At 53.9% G+C, this 20,340-nt stretch carries 17 protein-coding genes; 15 read left to right on the plus strand and 2 right to left on the minus strand.

Annotated elements, in window-relative coordinates; genetic code table 11:
• Positions 1–43 precede the first annotated feature (43 nt).
• The 4 genes from ACZRKO_RS02680 (at position 44) to sixA (ending at position 4,900) form a co-directional block, all read left to right on the plus strand.
• Positions 44–376 (plus strand): YfcZ/YiiS family protein, encoded by a 333-nt coding sequence (locus tag ACZRKO_RS02680; protein WP_463735715.1) that lies wholly within the window; start codon positions 44–46, stop codon positions 374–376.
• A 161-nt stretch (positions 377–537) separates the two neighbouring features.
• Positions 538–1,851 (plus strand): acetyl-CoA C-acyltransferase FadI, encoded by a 1,314-nt coding sequence (fadI, locus tag ACZRKO_RS02685; protein ID WP_463735716.1) that lies wholly within the window; start codon positions 538–540, stop codon positions 1,849–1,851.
• Complete coding sequence (gene fadJ / locus ACZRKO_RS02690; protein WP_463735717.1) at positions 1,848–3,998, plus strand: fatty acid oxidation complex subunit alpha FadJ; 2,151 nt, start codon at positions 1,848–1,850, stop codon at positions 3,996–3,998. The genes fadI and fadJ overlap by 4 nt, the downstream gene beginning before the upstream one ends.
• 419 nt (positions 3,999–4,417) lie before the next feature.
• The gene (sixA, locus tag ACZRKO_RS02695; RefSeq protein ID WP_463735718.1) at positions 4,418–4,900 is read left to right on the plus strand and encodes a phosphohistidine phosphatase SixA; all 483 of its coding nucleotides are present in this window, start codon (positions 4,418–4,420) and stop codon (positions 4,898–4,900) included.
• A 129-nt stretch (positions 4,901–5,029) separates the two neighbouring features.
• Here sixA and smrB read toward each other — a convergent pair whose 3' ends face one another.
• Positions 5,030–5,569 carry an endonuclease SmrB gene (smrB, locus tag ACZRKO_RS02700; RefSeq protein ID WP_463735719.1) on the minus strand — a complete coding sequence of 180 codons (540 nt, stop codon included), beginning with the start codon at positions 5,567–5,569 and terminating at the stop codon, positions 5,030–5,032.
• 234 nt (positions 5,570–5,803) lie between these two features.
• On the opposite strand from smrB, the gene prmB reads away from it, so the two are divergent.
• From prmB to ACZRKO_RS02730, 6 genes are all read left to right on the plus strand, one after another.
• Positions 5,804–6,736: a 50S ribosomal protein L3 N(5)-glutamine methyltransferase gene (gene prmB, locus ACZRKO_RS02705; protein ID WP_463735720.1), complete on the plus strand. Its 933-nt coding sequence runs from the start codon at positions 5,804–5,806 to the stop codon at positions 6,734–6,736.
• 44 nt (positions 6,737–6,780) lie between these two features.
• Positions 6,781–7,866, plus strand: a complete 1,086-nt coding sequence (gene aroC, locus ACZRKO_RS02710; RefSeq protein ID WP_463735721.1) for a chorismate synthase — start codon at positions 6,781–6,783, stop codon at positions 7,864–7,866.
• A gap of 22 nt (positions 7,867–7,888) precedes the next feature.
• Positions 7,889–8,728 carry a penicillin-insensitive murein endopeptidase gene (gene mepA, locus ACZRKO_RS02715; RefSeq protein ID WP_463735722.1) on the plus strand — a complete coding sequence of 280 codons (840 nt, stop codon included), beginning with the start codon at positions 7,889–7,891 and terminating at the stop codon, positions 8,726–8,728.
• 47 nt (positions 8,729–8,775) lie between these two features.
• Positions 8,776–9,576 (plus strand): sulfite exporter TauE/SafE family protein, encoded by an 801-nt coding sequence (locus tag ACZRKO_RS02720; RefSeq protein WP_463735723.1) that lies wholly within the window; start codon positions 8,776–8,778, stop codon positions 9,574–9,576.
• A 132-nt stretch (positions 9,577–9,708) separates the two neighbouring features.
• A complete protein-coding gene (locus tag ACZRKO_RS02725) occupies positions 9,709–10,266 on the plus strand; it encodes an elongation factor P hydroxylase (protein ID WP_463735724.1) in 558 nt (185 codons plus the stop codon).
• Between the two features lie 32 nt (positions 10,267–10,298).
• On the plus strand, positions 10,299–10,592 hold the full coding sequence (locus tag ACZRKO_RS02730; RefSeq protein WP_463735725.1) for a YfcL family protein: 294 nt from the start codon (positions 10,299–10,301) through the stop codon (positions 10,590–10,592).
• Between the two features lie 69 nt (positions 10,593–10,661).
• Here ACZRKO_RS02730 and mnmC read toward each other — a convergent pair whose 3' ends face one another.
• Positions 10,662–12,698 carry a bifunctional tRNA (5-methylaminomethyl-2-thiouridine)(34)-methyltransferase MnmC2/FAD-dependent 5-carboxymethylaminomethyl-2-thiouridine(34) oxidoreductase MnmC1 gene (gene mnmC, locus ACZRKO_RS02735; protein WP_463735726.1) on the minus strand — a complete coding sequence of 679 codons (2,037 nt, stop codon included), beginning with the start codon at positions 12,696–12,698 and terminating at the stop codon, positions 10,662–10,664.
• Positions 12,699–12,871: 173 nt separating this feature from the next.
• Between mnmC and fabB the strand changes: the two genes are divergently transcribed.
• The 5 genes from fabB (at position 12,872) to ACZRKO_RS02760 (ending at position 20,340) form a co-directional block, all read left to right on the plus strand.
• The gene (fabB, locus tag ACZRKO_RS02740) at positions 12,872–14,092 is read left to right on the plus strand and encodes a beta-ketoacyl-ACP synthase I (RefSeq protein ID WP_463735727.1); all 1,221 of its coding nucleotides are present in this window, start codon (positions 12,872–12,874) and stop codon (positions 14,090–14,092) included.
• Positions 14,093–14,236: 144 nt separating this feature from the next.
• Positions 14,237–14,713, plus strand: a complete 477-nt coding sequence (locus ACZRKO_RS02745; RefSeq protein WP_463735728.1) for a DUF2946 domain-containing protein — start codon at positions 14,237–14,239, stop codon at positions 14,711–14,713.
• 92 nt (positions 14,714–14,805) lie between these two features.
• Positions 14,806–16,302, plus strand: coding sequence for a PepSY-associated TM helix domain-containing protein (locus ACZRKO_RS02750; protein WP_463735729.1), 1,497 nt, complete (start codon positions 14,806–14,808; stop codon positions 16,300–16,302).
• Between the two features lie 290 nt (positions 16,303–16,592).
• On the plus strand, positions 16,593–17,930 hold the full coding sequence (adiC, locus tag ACZRKO_RS02755) for an arginine/agmatine antiporter (protein WP_463735730.1): 1,338 nt from the start codon (positions 16,593–16,595) through the stop codon (positions 17,928–17,930).
• A gap of 103 nt (positions 17,931–18,033) precedes the next feature.
• Positions 18,034–20,340, plus strand: a complete 2,307-nt coding sequence (locus ACZRKO_RS02760) for an Orn/Lys/Arg family decarboxylase (protein WP_463735731.1) — start codon at positions 18,034–18,036, stop codon at positions 20,338–20,340.

A 20,340-nucleotide genomic window follows, 5' to 3' on the forward strand; every position in this document is an offset into this window, starting at 1 on the left:
AAGGCCGACTCGCGAACGCGGTGATTTGTGCCAGGAGAACACAATGTCTGACGTAACTCTCTCTTCGAAATCCACGCAGCCACTGCATTCCATTAACAAATGCGGCGCGGAAGAAACCGCGGCCTGCTGCTGTGTAGATGTCGGCACCATTATGGATAACACCGATTGTACCGCTTCTTACAGCCATGTATTTGCCAACGAAGCACAGGCAAAAGAGATGCTGAACAGCCTGACCGAAAAAGCCCGCAGTGTGGAATCTGAACCTTGCGTGATTGAAAGCCGCATGGAAAAAGTGGACGGTGGCATCGAGCTGAACATCGATTTCACCTTCTCATGCCAGGCTGAAACGATGATTTTCCAGTTAGCATTAAGGTAATTACTCTTTCCGGATAAAAGTGTGGATCCCTATAACCGTGACCTTTACAGGTCGCGGTTTTTTTTTGCTGCTGCTCTCACTTCGTTACGTTAGGCTTTGCCAAATGTAAACATATGGTTAAAACTAAACTATCAGGTCAGACCTCTTAATCCGGAGCCACTATGAACAAGGTTATCCCGCTGGTGACACGCGAAGGCGATCGCATTGCGATCGTAGACGGCTTGCGTACACCTTTCGCCAAACAAGCGACGGCCTATCACGGCATTCCCGCGGTGGATTTAGGCAAGATGGTAGTGAGCGAACTGTTGGCAAAAAGCGGTATCGACCCGAAAATCATCGACCAGTTAGTGTTTGGTCAGGTGGTGCAGATGCCAGAAGCGCCAAACATTGCCCGTGAAATTGTGCTGGGAACCGGCATGAGTGTCTCAACCGATGCGTACAGCGTATCACGCGCCTGCGCCACCAGTTTTCAGGCGGTGGCTAACGTGGCGGAAAGTATTATCAGCGGCACCCTTAGCGTGGGGATTGCGGGCGGTGCGGACTCTTCGTCGGTGCTGCCGATTGGCGTCAGTAAAAGGCTGGCCCGCACGCTGGTGGATGTTAACAAAGCCCGTACGCTCTCTCAGCGTCTTGCGTTGTTCAGCAAGCTGAAATTCCGTGACCTGCTGCCGGTGCCGCCAGCGGTTGCGGAATATTCGACCGGGCTGCGGATGGGAGACACTGCCGAGCAGATGGCGAAATCCCATGGTATTACGCGCCAGCAGCAAGACGAACTTGCACACCGTTCTCATTCGCTGGCGGCGCAGGCCTGGGAAAATGGCTATCTGGATACGCAGGTCATGACCGCGCAGGTTCCGCCTTACCGCGAAGCGCTGCAAAAAGACAATAACATCCGTATGCATTCCGAACTGGGCCAGTATGCCAAACTTCGGCCCGCCTTTGATCGCCGCCACGGTACCGTAACGGCAGCCACCAGTACACCGCTAACTGACGGCGCCGCCGCCGTGCTGATGATGAGTGAATCGCGGGCGCGGGAACTGGGTTTACGCCCTCTGGGATACCTGAAAAGTTTTGCGTTTGCGGCAATCGACGTCTGGGAAGATATGTTGCTCGGCCCGGCATACGCCACTCCGCTGGCGCTCGACAGGGCGGGGCTGACGCTTGGCGATCTGGACTTAATAGACATGCACGAGGCTTTCGCGGCCCAAACGCTGGCTAACGTCAAAATGTTTGCCAGTGAGACTTTTGCTCGGGAAAAGCTCGGCCGGGATCAGGCTATCGGTGAAATTGACTGGGATAAGTTCAACGTGTTGGGCGGTTCGCTGGCCTACGGGCACCCCTTTGCCGCGACAGGCGCACGTATGATAACGCAGACACTGCATGAGCTTCGCCGTCGTGGCGGGCGGTTCGGCTTAACGACCGCCTGCGCGGCAGGAGGATTAGGCGCAGCCATGATCCTGGAGGCAGCAGAATGAGTAACGAGATCATTGGCGTTAAAACCGCCACCGCTTCGGCGTTTACGCTGGCGTTTACCGACCAGCATGTCGGTATCATTACCATCGACGTTCCCGGTGAAAAGGTAAATACCTTAAAGTCTGAATTCGTTGAACAAATCTGTGCCATTTTACAAAAAGCTCAACAGTACCCGCAATTGAAGGGACTGGTGCTTATTTCTGGTAAACCGGACTCTTTTATTGCTGGTGCTGATATCACCATGATTGCCGGATGCAAAACGGCGGCGGAGGCCAGCAGTCTGGCACAAAAAGGTCAGTCAGTGATGTCGCATATATCGGCCATGTCGGTGCCGGTGGTGGCCGCCATTCACGGTGCCTGCCTGGGGGGCGGCCTTGAACTGGCGCTGGCCTGTCATGCCCGCATCTGTTCTCTGGACGACAAAACCCAACTTGGCCTGCCGGAAGTGCAGCTTGGATTGTTGCCGGGCTCTGGGGGGACGCAGCGCTTACCCCGGCTGATCGGGGCGCCGAAAGCGCTTGATATGATGCTCACCGGTCGCAGTATTCGCGCAAAACAGGCGCAAAGAATGGGGCTGGTGGATGACGCGGTTCCACAGGCGATATTACTGCAAACGGCGCTGGAACGCGTGGCGCAGGGCCGTAAAGCCCGCGCTCAGTTGCCGTGGCAGGCGCGGCTGGTGGGGGGACCGCTCGGCAAGGCCATCTTGTTCCATTTCGTGCGTAAGCAGACCCGCGCTAAAACGCACGGAAATTATCCCGCGACAGAAAAAATTATCGACGTGGTGAGAAACGGGCTGGATCACGGCCGCGCCAGTGGTTATCAGGCTGAAGCAAAAGCTTTTGGGGAACTGGTGATGACGCCGCAATCAGCGGCGCTTCGGGGTCTGTTCTTTGCCTCGACCTCCCTGAAAAAAGAGCGGGGTGCCGGGGCTGAACCATTGCCGTTAAAACGCATTGGTATTCTGGGCGGTGGCCTGATGGGCGGGGGAATTGCCAACGTAACCGCCACGCGGGCCGGTTTACCGGTGCGTATAAAGGACATTAATCAGGAAGGGATCCGTCATGCGCTGAAATACAGCTGGGATCTGCTGGAAAAACGCGTACGCCGCGGCCGGCTTAAACGTAACGAGCAGCAACGGCAGATGATGTTGATCTCCGGGACAACAGATTACAACGGGTTTGAGCGGGCAGATCTGGTGATTGAAGCCGTCTTCGAAGATCTGTCGCTGAAACAGCAGATGGTCGCGGAAATTGAGCAATATGCCTCACCGCACACTATTTTCGCTTCAAACACCTCTTCTCTGCCGATACATGCCATTGCGGCCAATGCCAGCAGACCTGAACAGGTCATCGGCCTGCACTTTTTCAGCCCGGTAGACAAAATGCCGTTGGTTGAGGTAATCCCTCATGCTGGCACCAGCGAACAGACTATTTCAACCACTGTGGCGTTGGCGAAGAAACAGGGAAAAACGGCGATAGTGGTAGGCGACAGCGCCGGATTCTACGTTAACCGCATTCTGGCTCCCTATATTAATGAAGCCACACGGTGTTTGCTTGAAGGCGAGCCCATCGGACACATCGACAGTGCACTGGTGAATTTTGGCTTCCCGGTAGGGCCGTTGCAGTTGCTGGACGAAGTGGGAATCGACGTTGGCACCAAGATTATCCCGATCTTAGTCGATGCCCTCGGTCCGCGCTTTGCCGCTCCTCCGGCGCTGGATGCCGTGCTGAAGGATGATCGTAAGGGACGCAAAAACGGCAAAGGATTCTATCTCTACGCGCAAAAAGGCCGTCAGACGAAGAAGAAACAGGCCGATCCGGCCATCTATCATTTACTGAATGTCACACCGAAGCAGCAGCAGGGTGAAGAACAAATCGCCCGTCGCTGCGTGATGATCATGCTCAACGAAGCCGTGCGCTGTCTGGATGAACAGGTAGTACGCAGCGCCCGCGATGGCGATATCGGTGCGGTGTTTGGTATTGGCTTCCCGCCATTCCTTGGCGGCCCGTTCCGTTACATCGACCAGTTGGGCGCGGCGGCGGTAGTACAAACCCTGCAAGGTCTGCAACAGCATTATGGCGAGCATTTCGCGCCCTGTGCCGGATTGCTCAGACGCGCCCAGGAAGGCAGTCGTTTTTACGAATAATCCTCTCTCATGGCATAAAAGCTCGTCATACTGTGACCCGTGTCACGGTGTGAAGGGCTTTTTCGCGGGAATCTGGAACGTAAAATGCTTTCCAGCATAATGCATCGATGTGGGATTCATTTTTTGTCGCGGTAAAAACGGTGGGTTGTAAAACCGGCAAGCGTTTGAAAAAACGTCACTCTGTTTAATAAATAATCAAAGTGATTTACAAGCGGTATGAGTTGATGTAAAAAACAGCGTTTTCTTTACGTGAACTTTCAGGCAAAATGCCCGCCCGCCATTTAAGAGACGGCGCGTCAGGTAGCTGTGGTACATGCGGTTGTCCGGCAGACTTTCCTCGGAAAGCATGGGACAGAGGGTGATACAGCACGCGAGGCGTTTCTGTATAGCGCTATTTTTGTTAACAAAAGCGGTGCAATATGCAAGTTGTAATTATGCGTCACGGTGAGGCAGCTCTTGAAGCCGCCAGCGATTCGGCCAGACCTTTGACTGAGTGTGGATGTGACGAAACAGTACATATGGCGGCGTGGCTGAAAGCCCGACCGGTAAATATTCAGCGTGTTCTTGTCAGCCCGTATCTGCGTGCGCAGCAGACGCTGGAGAAAATACGTCAGACGTTGACGTTACCTGCTGAGAGTGAAGTTCTGAAAGAACTGACGCCGGGCGGGGATCCTGCCGCTGTAGCGCTGGAGCTTGAGGCGCTGGCGCTGGAGGGTATCACCGGCGTGCTGGTCGTCTCGCACTTGCCTCTGGTAGGCTATCTGGTGGCGGAACTCTGCCCAGGTATCTGCCCGCCTATGTTTGCGACTTCGGGTATCGCAAGCGTTGAGCTGGATGCCAAAACTGGCAAAGGCACGTTAGAATGGCAGTTCAGCCCTTGTCAGGTCATGGCCAAGGTCTGATTACGGTAGAGGTTTCTGGCTTATCAGGATAGGCCACTCACCGGATACCGACGAACAAAAGGCACAGCAAGCTGTGCCTTTTTGCTTTTTATTTTTGCGCAATATTCTTTCAGATAACGGCAAATACGATTATTGCAGTTTGTCATCCAGTTCGATCAGCACCAGCAGCGAGGCGGTTCCGCCCAACTCTTTGGGGGCCTGATGAAATGCCAGCACATCCGGGTGCTGCGCCAGCCAAAGCGGTGTCTGTTGTTTGAGAATATGTTTTCCGTGTCCGTGCATCACGCAGGCACAGTGCACATGTTCACGGCGACAGGCGGCAATCAGTGCGCCCAGTTCCTGTTTGGCTTCGCGCTGGGTCAGTCCGTGCAAATCCAGAAACAGTTCCGGCGAGTAATCCCCACGCCGCAGCTTCTTCAGTTCAAAATGGCTGACGTCCGGCCGGATATGGCGCACGGGGCCCTCTTCCTGCAGCATTGGCTGAAATTCATCTGAGAAGTAGTAGCTGGCGTCCACTTGCTCCTGCAACAGTTTTTTCGGCGACATAACCGTCACCTTTTTACGCAACGGGTGGTGGGTGATAGTGTCGTTTTGCAGGCGCTTGGTGCCTGGCACGGCTTCGCGAAAGAGGGTCTTTTCCTCTGGGCTCAGCGCATGTTTTTTCTTCATGGATTCGTCATCATTCTTAGGTCATTTCAACAGTGTACCTGCGCAAGTCACCTCGTAGAAAGTAAACTCCAACTTATATTCTCCAGCACTTCTCGTAAGAACGGCCTATAGCTGCTGATTTGTGGCGGGCTTCATGGCAAACTATGCGCAAAATCATGCACTGTAAATCCAGGGTGCACTGTAAACCCATGGTTAAACGCCTGTTACAAAAGTGCGTACCGTCAGGAGAGAAAATTGGACAAAATATTCGTTGATGAAGCGGTCGGTGAGCTTCACACCATCCAGGATATGATTCGCTGGACTGTCAGTCGCCTAAACGCTGCGAATGTGTATTACGGTCACGGTACAGATAACCCGTGGGACGAAGCTGTACAGCTGGTCCTGCCAAGCGTGTTTCTGCCGCTGGACATTCCTGAAGATATGCACAATGCCCGCCTGACCTCCAGCGAGCGCCACCGTATTGTCGAGCGCGTGATCCGCCGCGTAAACGAGCGCGTTCCCGTTGCCTACCTCACTAATAAGGCCTGGTTCTGCGGCATGGAGTTTTACGTTGATGAACGCGTACTGGTGCCACGTTCACCGATTGGTGAGCTGATTAACAACCGCTTCTCTGGCATTCTGCGCGACAAACCGCAGCACATTCTCGACATGTGTACCGGCAGCGGCTGTATTGCTATCGCCTGCGCCTACGCATATCCGGAAACCGAAGTGGACGCCGTGGATATCTCCCCGGATGCCCTGGCGGTTGCCGAGCAAAATATCGAAGCACACGGCATCGAACACTGGGTCACGCCCATCCGCTCGGATCTGTTCCGCGACCTGCCTCCATTGCAGTACGACCTGATTGTGACCAATCCTCCGTATGTCGATGAAGATGACATGTCAGATTTGCCTCAAGAATACCGCCATGAACCTGAACTGGGTCTGGCTTCCGGGAGCGACGGCCTGAAATTGACGCGCCGTATTCTCTCCTGCGCGCCGGATTACCTGACCGATGACGGTGTGCTGATTTGTGAAGTGGGAAACAGCATGGTACATCTGATTGATCAATACCCTGAGATCCCGTTCACCTGGCTGGAGTTTGAAAACGGCGGCGACGGTGTCTTTATGCTGACCAAACAACAACTGGTTGAACATGCAGATCACTTTAAAATGTTCCGCGATTGATCCGGACATCACTTAACCATTCACTCAACATTTAAGGAGCCGTGATGGCAGGGAACAGTATTGGGCAGTTTTTCCGCGTCACTACTTTTGGCGAATCCCACGGTGTGGCACTGGGTTGTATTATTGACGGCGTGCCGCCGGGTATTCCGCTGACCGAAGCCGACCTGCAACACGATCTCGACCGCCGCCGTCCCGGCACCTCGCGCTACACCACACAGCGCCGTGAGGCTGATGAGGTGAAAATTCTCTCCGGCGTTTTCGAAGGGGTGACCACCGGTACCAGTATCGGTCTGGTGATTCAAAACACTGACCAGCGTTCGCAGGATTACAGCGCCATCAAAGACGTATTCCGTCCGGGCCATGCTGATTACACCTACGAGCAGAAATATGGCGTGCGTGACTACCGCGGCGGCGGTCGTTCTTCCGCCCGTGAAACTGCCATGCGCGTGGCGGCCGGTGCGGTCGCAAAGAAATATCTGGCACAGAAATTTGGTGTGACAGTGCGCGGTTATATGTCCCAGATGGGCGATATCACCTGCGAACTGAAAGACTGGGATCTGGTGGAAACCAACCCGTTTTTCTGCCCGGATGAATCCAAGCTGGAAGCGCTCGATGAACTGATGCGTGCGCTGAAAAAAGAAGGCGATTCGATTGGCGCCAAAATCACCGTCGTGGCAGAACATGTGCCAGTCGGTCTGGGTGAGCCGGTGTTTGACCGTCTGGATGCCGATCTGGCCCATGCGCTGATGAGCATCAATGCGGTGAAAGGCGTTGAAATTGGCGACGGCTTTGCCGTGGTTAACAAGCGTGGCAGCGAAAACCGCGATGAAATCACCCCTCAGGGTTTCGAAAGTAACCATGCGGGCGGCATTCTCGGCGGTATCAGCAGTGGTCAGCCGGTGATTGCTCACCTTGCGTTGAAACCGACATCCAGCATTACTGTGCCGGGCCGTACCATCAATCGCGAAGGCGAACAGGTGGAGATGATCACTAAAGGTCGCCATGACCCTTGTGTGGGGATCCGTGCGGTACCAATTGCCGAAGCGATGATGGCGATTGTGTTGATGGATCACCTCCTGCGTCAGCGCGCACAAAATGGCGATGTGCATTCAGATGTTCCACGCTGGTAAATCCCGGATGAAATCTGCACTGATGACAGCCAATGTATTCAAAAAAGCCTGCGCCGGTTTTCTGGCGCTGGCGCTCTGTGCGCCCGCCATGGCCGCTACGCCGTGGCAAAAAATCACTCAGCCTATTGCGGGTGCACCGCAGGCTATTGGCGGTTTTGCCAACGGCTGCCAGATAGGCGCGCATCCGTTACCGCTTAATTCACCGGACTATCAGGTGATGCGCACTGACCAGCGACGTTATTTCGGTCAGCCCGATTTGCTGGCTTTTATTAAGCGTCTGGGTATTCAGGCCAACGATAAAGGTCTGGGGACGATGCTGATTGGCGACATGGCGATGCCTGCCGGTGGACGTTTCAGCAGCGGTCACGCAAGCCATCAGTCAGGCCTGGACGTCGATATCTGGCTGCAATTGCCACGTCAGCGTTGGAGCGAGCAGATGTTGCTCAAGCCTCAGCCTATCGATCTGGTGAACGCCGACGGTAAGACGGTGAACCAGCGTCAATGGCAGCCGCGGATCGAAACGCTGATCAAACTGGCCGCACAGGACAGTGACGTCACGCGTATTTTTGTCAATGCAGCCATCAAGCAACAACTTTGTGCGGATGCGGGCAGTGACCGCGAGTGGCTGCATAAGGTCCGCCCGTGGTTTGGTCACCGAGCGCACATGCATGTGCGTTTACGCTGTCCGGCCGGCAGTCTGGAATGTCTCGATCAGGCGCCACCTCCGCCGGGTGATGGTTGTGGTGCGGAGTTGCAAAGCTGGTTCCTGCCGCCGAAACCGGGTAGCGGAACGCCAGTGAAAAAAGAGCCGCCACCGTTGCCGAAAACCTGTCAGGCACTGCTGGATAAACACGTTCTTTAATCAGACGTAGATAATTCTTCGCCACGTTAAGCGGGACTGAAAGAAAAATGGATTGGTTGATTGTTGCCCCCTGGGTAGTAGGTGTTCTGTTTTTAGTGGCTGTCGTGGCGGGATTTATCGACTCTATTGCCGGCGGTGGCGGGCTGATCAGCCTGCCTGCGCTGCTGGCGGCGGGGATCCCACCGGCCCAGGCTATCGCCACCAACAAGCTTTCAGCGGTTGGCGGTTCGTTTTCAGCAAGCCTTTACTTTGTGCGCCGCGGGGTGGTGAATCTCAACGATCAGAAGCTGAATATTGCCTGTACGTTTATCGGCGCGGTGCTGGGGGCGATTTTAATCCAGCGTTTGCAGGCCGACATGTTACGGCAGATATTACCGCTGCTGATCATCTGTATCGGGCTCTATTTTCTGCTGACGCCAAGGCTGGGTGAAAGTGACCGTCAGCGTCGTCTGTCAGCTTTGCCCTACGCGCTGGTGGGCGGGGGTTGTGTCGGTTTTTACGACGGATTTTTTGGCCCCGGTGCGGGGTCTTTCTACGCACTCGGATTTGTGACGCTGTGTGGCTTCAATCTCGCTAAAGCCACCGCCCACGCCAAAGTGCTGAACTTCACCTCCAACTTTGGTGGCCTGCTGTTTTTCATCATGGGCGGTAAAGTGGTGTGGGTCGTCGGTTTTGTGATGATGGCGGGGCAGTTTATCGGTGCAAGGCTGGGTGCCCGTATGGTGCTCAGCAAAGGGCAAAAAATGATCCGCCCGATGGTGGTTATTGTGTCGGTCGTCATGAGTTGTAAGCTGATTTATGATAGTCACGGTGCTGAAATCCACCACTGGCTTACCCTGCATACTTGACGCCGCAGCGTTCAAATCTGCCCCTGGCAGATTTGTCGCAGACCCGAATCACTGATTCACGTCATAAAAGCCATGATGGAAACAGGGTTATATTGTCGCCCCTGAATTTACTTACTGAGTTTCACTGCCACTATGTCAGATTCGACCGCAACACATAATTATCATCAATTGATCGAGATTTTTGATTCCTGCTTCTTTGAGGAATTCAACGTGCGTCTGGTGAAAGGCGACGATGAACCTATTTATTTGCCGGCCGACGAGCAGGAAAGCTTCAATCGCATCGTATTCGCCCACGGCTATTACGCCAGCGGTATGCATGAAATTTCCCACTGGTGCGTGGCCGGGGCGGAACGCCACAAACTGGTCGATTTCGGTTACTGGTATTGCCCGGACGGACGCGATGCGCAGACGCAGAGTGAATTCGAAAAAGTTGAGATCAAACCTCAGTCCTATGAGTGGCTGTTTTGCGCCGCTGCCGGTTTTAACTTTAACGTCAGCTGCGACAATCTGAGCGGCGACTGCGAGCCGGACCGGGTCGGTTTTCAGAACAAAGTACGGGAAGAAGTGTTAAAAATGTTGCGCGAAGGTATCCCGCCACGCCCAGCGCGCTTTATAAAAGCGTTACAATCGTTTTACAATACCGCTCCACTGACGGCTGAGGATTTCCCTGCACTCCAGCCGCTTGAATGAATTTCAGAATAAAGAAGAATAGAGGATGATTGATGATCGCAGAATTTGAAACGCGGATTTTGACGCTGATCGACGACATGGTTGAGAGCGCCAGCGATGATGAACTGTTTGCCAGTGGCTATCTGCGAGGCCATCTGACTGTGGCAGTTGCTGATGCCGAAGAGCAGGGCGAGCACAGCGCCGAAGGCCTGAAAGCCCTGGTTCAGCAAGGTCTGGACAAAGCTATTCAGGCAGGGGAACTTTCACCACGCGACCAGGTTCTTGTATTGGGGATGTGGGAAACGCTGTATCAGGCGTCACTGCCCGAAGAGTCTGAAGATAAGTAACCGCGTAGCGTTGTTTTAAAAACATTATTCTATTCTTAAAAACAAAGGGCCTCACGGCCCTTTGTCATTTCAGATTTCTTCCTGAACCACCGGTTTGCCTTTAATCAGTTTGCGGATCCACATACGGTTCGGGTTCAGCGCCGCCAGCGTTTCGCTGTCGAGTGGCATTGGCTCACCGGCGATTTGTGCCGCCAGCACTTCTGCGGCCAGAGGGGCAGAGCTCAGCCCGCGTGACCCCAGTGCGCCCAGCAGAAAAAGATTGCGGTGGCAGGGGGCTTCCGCCACCGGCTGACCACGTTTCACGGCGATATCCAGCTTCTTGTATTCGGCCAGCATGGCGTCGTAATCCGCTACAGCACCGGCCATCGGCAGGTGATCACGGGTTGCGCACCGTACCCCGTTACGGGCTTCGCCCGCACTGACGTCTACCTCGTTGGGCCACTCAACGCTTGGCAGACAATCAATCAGACGCTGACGGTTTTGCTGCTGATCGTCCTCCCGATACACCGTGCATTTATCTGCACGGTGATAACTCGCCCCAATGCAGTGATGCTGATTCAGTGGGTTTTCCGGCGTCATGTAGCCGTCGTAGCACAGCACCTGTTTGAGTTTTTGCAGCGTGGGTGTAGTAGGAATGTGGGAAACCTGACCACTGACGGCGTAAACCGGTAACTTTCCGGTCTGCCGGAAGTCGTTGATATCGGCGCCGTTGGCCAGCACTACGCTGTCGTGTTGCGCAGAGTGCCCGTCGCTAAAATTCAGCTGCCAGCAATCCGTTTCAGTCAAGGCCAGTCCGGTGACCCGCTGATTGAAATGGACGGTTAACCCCTGCTTTGCGGCCAGCGCGATAAGCTCTGCGGTAAGATCGGCCGGACACAACCAGCCACCGAGCGGATAGGTAATACCGCCGTTACCGCACTCCAGCCCGCAGGCGTCGGTCAATTCCTGCTGCGACAATCCGGTTGCCAGAGCGGAAGGCCATTCACCTTCGAGGATCTTGTCGATTTTCCCCTGACTTTTTTCGTCATATCCAAGCTGGCTGACGCCGCACCAGTCATGATCAAAAGGTACACCATGAGCGGCAACCGCCTGATACTGGCGCCGGGCAAAGGTGAACGCCTGAGCGAAAAAACGCTCCAGTACGTCATTTCTGCCATTGAGTAACGGATAGACCGCACCCTGACGGTTGCCGGACGCGCCCCTGGCTGGTTGCTCATCGGCGCAATAAAGTGTGACCGCATAATTCCGCCGCAGCAGCGCCAGCGCTAACACCGCACTGGCGACGCCGCCGCCAATAATGCCGATGTCCGTGGTTTTATCAGCGGCGGGGCGGTGATACCAGGGGGCCGGATGGGTTAAATTCCGCGGATTATTCATCTCGCCGCTGAGCACATGCTTTTTCTCACCGAACCCTTTCACTTTTCTGACGTCAAACCCTGCGTCCTGTAAACCGCGGCGCACAAAACCGGCCACCGTAAAGGTCGCCAGCGTGCTCTGCGCCCGCGACAGGCGGGCCATATTGATAAATACCTCAGCCGTCCACATATCCGGGTTTTTCGAGGGGGCAAAACCGTCTAAGAACCAGGCATCGATCTGCTGATTCATGCTGCTGTCGCACGCAGGAAGCAGGGTGGTGACATCACCAAACCACAGGTCCAGCGTCACGCGGCCGCCATCAAACAGCAGGCGGTGGCAACCGGCAAACGGAAGCGGCCACTGTTCGGTTAGTTTGGTGGCATAACCGGCCAGTTCCGGCCAGCGTGCCAGAGCAGCGGTCAGGTCCGGCGCCGAAAGTGGGAATTTCTCGAAGCTGATGAAATGCAGACGTTTCAGGGTGGCGTCAGGGGCTTGCTGATGGAAGGCATCGAATGCCTGCCACAGGGTGAGAAAGTTTAAACCGGTGCCAAATCCTGTCTCGGCGACAATGCATAACGGGCGCGGATGCGTTGCAAACCGCTCAGGAAAACCGTTGCCATCGAGGAAGACATGGCGTGTTTCCAGCAAGCCGTCCTGATTGGAAAAGTAGACGTCATCAAAATGTCGGGAAACAGGTGTACCCTGTTCGTTCCAACTTAATTCGGCGGGCTGGATAGGGGAATGGCTCACGTGAAACTCTCTCAGTTCAAGGCGATGCCGAAGTTTAACGGCGTGTTTGACCTCGCGCAAATTTACTGCGATTTACACAAGGAATTGCTGATCGGACTTGTTCGGCGTACAACTGTACGCTAGAGTGCGTCACGAAATCCCGAATAGTTAGTTAATAGTACAAGAGGTATTAAATGAAACGTGCAGTCATTACTGGCCTGGGTATTATCTCGAGCATTGGTAACAATAAGCAGGAAGTTCTGACCTCTCTGCAGCAAGGGAAATCTGGTATCACCTTCTCGCAAGAGTTGAAAGATGCCGGAATGCGCAGTCACGTCTGGGGCGATGTTAAACTGGACACCGCTGGACTGATCGACCGCAAGATTGTGCGTTTCATGAGCGATGCTTCCATTTACGCTTATCTCTCCATGCAGCAGGCGATCGAAGACTCAGGTCTGACGCCTGAAATGGTTTCCAACGACCGCACTGGCCTCATTGCAGGTTCCGGTGGCGGTTCTCCGCGTAACCAGGTTGCAGGTTCCGACGGTATGCGTGCCAAAGGTCTGAAAGGCGTCGGTCCCTACATGGTAACGAAAGCGATGGCTTCCGGTGTGTCTGCCTGCCTGGCAACCCCGTTCAAAATTCGCGGTGTTAACTATTCCATCAGTTCTGCCTGTGCGACCTCTGCTCACTGCATCGGTAACGCGGTAGAAATGATTCAACTGGGTAAGCAGGATGTGGTATTTGCTGGCGGCGGCGAAGAGCTGTGCTGGGAAATGGCCTGTGAATTCGATGCCATGGGCGCGTTGTCTACCAAGTACAACGAAACTCCGGAAAAAGCATCCCGTACTTATGATCAGCAACGTGACGGTTTCGTCATCGCTGGCGGCGGCGGAATGGTTGTCGTTGAAGAGCTGGAACATGCTCTGGCACGTGGCGCGCATATCTATGCTGAAATCGTGGGCTACGGCGCAACGTCTGACGGTGCTGACATGGTCGCTCCATCCGGTGAAGGCGCAGTGCGTTGCATGAAGATGGCCATGAACGGCGTGGATACCCCGATTGATTACGTTAACGTCCACGGTACTTCCACACCGGTTGGCGATGTGAAAGAGCTGGGTGCAATCCGTGAAGTGTTCGGCGACAAAACGCCAGCACTCTCTTCAACTAAAGCTATGACCGGTCACTCTCTGGGTGCCGCTGGTGTGCAGGAAGCGATTTATACCCTGCTGATGGCTGAACACGGCTTTATCGCGCCAAGCATTAACATCGAAAACCTTGATGAGCAGGCTGAAGGTATGGATATCATCACCAAGCCAACTCAGCGCGAACTGACGACCGTTATGTCCAACAGCTTCGGCTTCGGTGGCACCAACGCCACGCTGGTCATGCGTAAGCTGAAAAACGACAAGTAATCTCGCCGTTCCGTGTCCTGTCGTTTCTAATAAATAAAAACCCGCTTCTCGCGGGTTTTTTTATCTCTGCGATTTAGTGTTTCTGTCATATTCCAACTATTCAGGTACAATTTCGCCACTTCTTACCCCCATTTTGTTGACATAATGCTTTCACTCCGACAAATCAACCATCGGCATCTGCACTTCCCGGCATGGCTCGGGATAGTGGCGATCCTGATGTTGTTTATCGCACCGGTGGTTTCTAAAGCACTGATGTCTGAAGGAATGCCGCATTCGATAATGCCAGGTATGTCGATGCCCGGAATGAATATGTCTGCAATGGATATGACCGCAGATGAGATGCCTGCGCCACAGAGCACCGAGAAGGGGGCTCATGCGGGCATTCATCACGCGGCGCTATCCCATGATATGGGGCCGATGATGCCAGGCGAAATGAGCGATGCGGCCTGTGGTTACTGTGTGCTGCTGGTGCATCTGCCCCTGCTGCATATGCTCGTACTGGCACTCCTGTGGTCGGCGGATATTCAGGGCGATATTGCTCCTTCCTCTGTCGCCGCGCATTTTGTTCCTCCTGTCTTTTATTCCGACGCCCAGCCCCGTGCTCCCCCTGTTTCTCAATAGTCTGCTGTTTTTTTCCTTAACATCGCTTAAACGGCGCCTTTCTGGCGTAGCCGTTGCGCACCTGCTATCTGAAAATTCAGGAATATTGACTGATGAGTCACTCTGCTTATACCCAAAAAATGACGGTCCAAAAACTGACACCTAAAGCCGCCTTTCTCGCGCTGCTTAAGCGAATCCACTTTTATATCGGTCTGTTCATCGGCCCGTTTATCTTTGTTGCGGCCCTCACCGGCACCTTATATGTGCTGACCCCGCAACTGGAAAACCATCTTTATGCGCATGAGCTGTTCACTTCTTCGAAGGGAGAAGCGCAGCCGTTATCCCGCCAGATTGAAGCGGCGCAGGCAGCCTCCGGCGCAGAGGCAAAAATCTATGCAGTTCGCCCTTCGCCCGCCGAGGGGGAAACCACCCGCGTCATGTTCTCAGACCCGGAGCTGGGTGCTTCTAAAAGCCGTGCGGTGTTTGTGGACCCTGTAACCCTCAGAGTACAGGGCGAGCTGACGGTGTACGGCACCAGCGGAATTTTACCCTTCAGAACCTGGCTGGATGACCTGCACCGTGGATTATTGTTAGGTGACGTGGGCCGTAACTACAGTGAACTGGCAGCGTCATGGTTGTGGGTAGCGGCGCTCGGCGGCATCGTATTGTGGGCCACCGGTCGCCAGAAGGTACGGGGTAACCGCAAGCTGAAAGGCGTCGTCGCAAAACAGCAGCACAGCCGCCGCTGGCACAGCGGGTTGGGACTGGCGTTGATCGCCGGATTGCTGTTTTTCTCCGCCACCGGCCTGACATGGTCACAGTGGGCAGGGGATAATATCAGCCTGCTGCGCGCTAAAATGGGATGGATGACGCCGTCAGTGTCGACCGCTCTGGTAGCCGGTGAGCAAGCTGAACCGGTGAGTGAGCATGCCGACCATCAGGCCGCCGGTCATAGCAGTATGAGTATGGCTGACATGCCAGATATGCCGGGAATGGATGCGGATAACATGCCGGTGCAGAGCGCACATGAGGCCGCGACGGTGATACCGGTTACGTTTGACCAGGTCGTCAGTGCTGCACGTTATGCCGGAATTGGTGCGGCAAAGATTGAGGTTCGTCCCGCTTACCGCTCTGATAAAGCCTGGACCGTCACTGAAGTGGATCGCAGTTGGCCAACACGGGTTGACGCAGTTTCGGTAAATCCGCAGACACTGACTATCCTTGATCACACCCGTTTTGCTGATTTCCCGCTGCTGGCTAAGCTGACGCGATGGGGAGTCGATGCCCATATGGGCATACTTTTTGGCCTCTGGAACCAGATTGTCCTCGCCGTGTTCGGGTTGGGTTTATGTCTGATGATTGGTTGGGGATACCGCCTCTGGTGGTTGCGCCGTCCGCAAATAAACAGCGCGACTAACCCTGCCGTGACGCTGATGCAAATCTGGCGGCTGGTCCCATTTTGCCTGCAATGTCCAATCCTGCTGGTGGTTATCGCGTTATCGCTCTCATTACCGCTGATAGGAATGAGTCTGGTTATCTTCCTGTTCATCGATCTCTGGCGCTGGATGCAACACAAGCGCGTTCTACAACCGGCTTCAACGGCGAATTAATTCTTTATTGTCAGCGGCAGACCCGGTCATACCGCTGATGACTTCCCATTACATTGGCTTACAGAAATCATTCCCCGCTTTCAAGGGATAGTTAATTTAATATCCCTATAAATCATCTGCTTATTTATATTCTATTCCTCATTTTATTGAGTTTTATTCACTATTCCCTGCCGCTTTCAGAAAAGTCTACTAGGCTTAGCGAAGTACCATAATTGTCCGCAGTAATTGTTGGTTTTTATTCAGTATTTCCCTTGGAAATTAATGTATTACTTTTTGTAGGGGTAGGGTCTATGGCTATAGAATCAGATGCACATAAAGTGGGGTTAATCCCGGTTACCCTAATGGTATCCGGGAATATTATGGGGTCAGGAGTCTTTCTGTTACCCGCCAACCTTGCCTCAACCGGTGGCGTAGCCATTTATGGTTGGCTGGTGACAATCATTGGCGCACTCGCACTGTCGATGGTCTACGCAAAAATGTCCTCTCTGGATGACAGCGCCGGCGGTTCTTACGCCTATGCGCGCAGGGCCTTTGGTCCTTATCTCGGTTATCAAACTAACCTGCTTTATTGGCTGGCCTGCTGGGTCGGTAATATTGCCATGGTGGTCATTGGTGTTGGGTATCTCAGTTACTTCTTCCCTATATTAAAAGAGCCGCTGGTGCTGACATTTACCTGCGTGGCGGTGCTATGGCTGTTTGTTATTCTTAACATTGTTGGTGCGAAGATGATCACCCGCGTTCAGGCGGTGGCAACCGTACTGGCGCTGATCCCCATTCTTGCCATCGCAATATTCGGCTGGTTCTGGTTTAAAACTGATACCTATATGGAAGCCTGGAACGTCAGCGGTAAAAGCACGTTTGGCGCCATTCAGAGTACGCTGAGCGTTACATTGTGGTCGTTTATCGGTGTAGAGAGTGCGTCGGTAGCCGCTGCCGTGGTGAAAAATCCAAAACGTAACGTGCCGATTGCCACCATCGGTGGTGTGTTGATCGCCGCCGTCTGCTACGTGCTGTCTACGACGGCCATTATGGGGATGATCCCAAACGCCGCGCTGCGGCTATCGACGTCACCCTTTGGTGATGCCGCCCGTATGGCGATGGGGAATACCGCCGGGGCCATTGTGACATTCTGCGCCGCTGCAGGTTGTCTTGGTTCGTTAGGCGGCTGGACATTACTTGCCAGCCAGACGGCGAAAGCCGCCGCAGATGATGGTCTCTTTCCGCCGATTTTTGCCAAAGTTAATAAAGAAGGAGTGCCGGTTAAAGGATTGATTGTTCTCGGTATTCTGATGACTATCTTCCAGATCTCCACCATTTCTCCTGATGCCACGGCGCAATTCGCACTGGTGTCATCCGTTTCGGTTATCTTCACGCTCGTGCCTTACCTCTATACGTGCGCTGCCCTGATGTTGGTAGGACACGGACATCTGGGTAACCGCGCCGGGATGTACAGCTTCATTACACTTATCGCCTTTGTCTATTGTGTATGGGCCGTAGTCGGTTCCGGTGCAGAAGAGGTGATGTGGTCATTCATTGCTCTGATGGTGATCACTGCCATGTACAGCTTCAACTACAACCGTCGTCATAAAAACCCGTACCCGCTTGGCAAAAAGCTTGAGCTGGACTGACAGGTTTTGGCCGCAAGCCGGGCGTTGTCCGTCATTGTTTTGATGACAGCCCCGGCGTTAACCCGCGGCCCACAACGGTATTCACGATGAAAAGGAGAGGTTAATGATCGATTTAAGTCGTCATAAGAAACGTAAAGTTTTGGTGGTTGACAGTAATATCATGGACGTCAATACCGCTAACGGACGCGCCGTTCGTGAGCTCATCGAAGCGCTGGAAGACAACAATCTGTCGGTGATCCCGGCAGTCACCTTCGACGATGGCGTAGCAACGATTACTTCTGATGCTTCTATTTGCTGCGTCTTTGTTGACTGGACATCCGGTGGCAATGACGATGCGTCCCACAGTCAGGCATTTGCGTTGTTGCAGGAGATCCGCCGCCGTAACAAAGGCGTGCCGGTATTACTGATGGCCGAGCACTCCTGTATCGATACCCTGACGCTTGAGACCATGAAAATGGTCAATGAATTCGTCTGGATGCATGAAGACACCGCCGAATTCATTGCTGCCCGTTCTGTTGCACTGATCGACAAGTATTACGATCAACTGCTGCCGCCTTTTACCAAAGCATTGTTCAATTACACCAAGTACTCACCAGAATATTCATGGGCGGCCCCTGGTCATCAGGGCGGCGTTGCCTTTACGAAAACGGCCGTCGGCCGTGAATTCCTCGACTTCTTCGGTGAAAATTTATTCCGTACCGATACGGGTATTGAACGTGGTGCGCTGGGGTCTTTACTTGACCACAGCGGCCCCATTAAAGAGTCCGAAACTTATGCCGCCCGGGTCTTCGGATCGCATCAAAGCTATTCGGTACTGAACGGAACGTCTGGCTCTAACCGCGCCATTATGGCGGCAGTGATCGGTGATGGTCAGTTTGCACTCTGTGACCGCAACTGCCATAAATCGATTGAGCAGGGCTTAGTGATGACCGGCGGCGTGCCGGTATTCTTTATTCCAACCCGTAACCGTTTTGGCATTATCGGACCGATTCCTAAATCTCAATTTATGCCGGAATCTATCCAGCAGAAAATTGATGAGCATCCACTCAAGCATCTGGCCACAGACCCTAAACCGGTTTATGCGGTGGTGACCAACTGTACCTATGACGGCATGTGCTACAACGCCAAACAGGCGCAGGATTTGCTGGCAAAAAGCGTTGACCAGATTCACTTTGACGAAGCCTGGTATGCGTATGCGCGCTTCAATCCGTTCTACCGCGATCGTTACGCCATGCGCGGTAATCCGGCCGATCACGACCCAGAAGGGCCGACCGTGTTTGCCACTCACTCCACGCATAAACTACTGGCCGCCTTGTCGCAGGCCTCCTATATCCATATCCGCAACGGCAAAAAGCCGGTTGAGCATTCTCGCTTCAACGAGTCCTATATGTTGCAGGCCACCACGTCTCCGCTGTACGCGATTATCGCGGCCAATGAAGTCGGTGCCGCCATGATGGATGGCAAGCAAGGTGAGTCGCTGACGCAGGAAGTGATCAACGAAGCGGTGGATTTTCGTCTGGCACTGGCGAAAGTTCATGCAGCTTTTGCAGCTCAGGGCGAATGGTTCTTCTCGCCGTGGAATGCCCCGGATGTGGTTGATGTGAAAACTGGTAAAAAAATTCCGTTCATTAATGCCTCCAAAGAGCAACTGACGACTGATCCGAATTGCTGGGTACTGAAGCCGGGTGAAAGCTGGCACGGTTTTGACCAGCTTGACGATGACTGGTGCATGCTTGACCCGATCAAAGCCGGTATTTTGTCACCTGGCATGGGTGATGACGGCAGTATGCTGGAAAAGGGTATTCCGGCAGCGATGGTCACAGCCTTCCTGTCACAGCACGGCATCGTTCCGTCACGTACCACTGACTTTATGGTGCTGTGTCTGTTCTCCGTCGGCGTGACCAAAGGCAAGTGGGGCACGCTTATCAACGTGCTGCTGGAGTTCAAACAGCACTATGATGAAAACAGCCCGCTGGCGCAGTGCCTGCCAACTCTTTACTCCACCAATACCGCGCGTTATGCCGGGATGGGGCTTAAAGATTTGTGCGACGAAATGTTCGAATACATGAAAACCAGCCAGATGGACAAGTTGCAGTCGGAGGCCTTCGGAAAAATCCCTACGCCGGTCAAACTGCCGCGTGCCGCATTCCAGGACCATATGGCCGGACGTTGCGAACAACTCACACTGGATAAACTGGCCGGTCGCGTTTCGGCTGTTGGGGTAATTCCTTATCCACCGGGCATTCCTATCGTGATGCCGGGCGAAAGCTTTGGTACTAAAAATGACCCTTGGCTCAGCTACATTCGCAGCATCGCGCAATGGGGCGAGAAATTCCCCGGCTTCGAGAAAGAGCTTGAAGGCGCGGAGTTCAAAGACGGTCAGTACCATATCTGGGTGCTGAAAGAGTAA

It is taken from the genome of Ewingella sp. C233 (assembly GCF_055407225.1).

Bases quoted from the DNA above. Each gene is read 5' to 3' on its own strand.
- aroC (WP_463735721.1), top strand. From the start codon at position 6,781: ATGGCAGGGAACAGTATTGGGCAGTTTTTCCGCGTCACTACTTTTGGC.
- ACZRKO_RS02720 (WP_463735723.1), top strand. From the start codon at position 8,776: ATGGATTGGTTGATTGTTGCCCCCTGGGTAGTAGGTGTTCTGTTTTTA.
- ACZRKO_RS02725 (WP_463735724.1), top strand. From the start codon at position 9,709: ATGTCAGATTCGACCGCAACACATAATTATCATCAATTGATCGAGATT.
- mepA (WP_463735722.1), top strand. From the start codon at position 7,889: ATGACAGCCAATGTATTCAAAAAAGCCTGCGCCGGTTTTCTGGCGCTG.
- ACZRKO_RS02730 (WP_463735725.1), top strand. From the start codon at position 10,299: ATGATCGCAGAATTTGAAACGCGGATTTTGACGCTGATCGACGACATG.
- ACZRKO_RS02745 (WP_463735728.1), top strand. From the start codon at position 14,237: ATGCTTTCACTCCGACAAATCAACCATCGGCATCTGCACTTCCCGGCA.
- adiC (WP_463735730.1), top strand. From the start codon at position 16,593: ATGGCTATAGAATCAGATGCACATAAAGTGGGGTTAATCCCGGTTACC.
- ACZRKO_RS02680 (WP_463735715.1), top strand. From the start codon at position 44: ATGTCTGACGTAACTCTCTCTTCGAAATCCACGCAGCCACTGCATTCC.
- smrB (WP_463735719.1), bottom strand. From the start codon at position 5,569: ATGAAGAAAAAACATGCGCTGAGCCCAGAGGAAAAGACCCTCTTTCGC.
- fabB (WP_463735727.1), top strand. From the start codon at position 12,872: ATGAAACGTGCAGTCATTACTGGCCTGGGTATTATCTCGAGCATTGGT.
- sixA (WP_463735718.1), top strand. From the start codon at position 4,418: ATGCAAGTTGTAATTATGCGTCACGGTGAGGCAGCTCTTGAAGCCGCC.
- fadJ (WP_463735717.1), top strand. From the start codon at position 1,848: ATGAGTAACGAGATCATTGGCGTTAAAACCGCCACCGCTTCGGCGTTT.
- ACZRKO_RS02750 (WP_463735729.1), top strand. From the start codon at position 14,806: ATGAGTCACTCTGCTTATACCCAAAAAATGACGGTCCAAAAACTGACA.
- ACZRKO_RS02760 (WP_463735731.1), top strand. From the start codon at position 18,034: ATGATCGATTTAAGTCGTCATAAGAAACGTAAAGTTTTGGTGGTTGAC.
- fadI (WP_463735716.1), top strand. From the start codon at position 538: ATGAACAAGGTTATCCCGCTGGTGACACGCGAAGGCGATCGCATTGCG.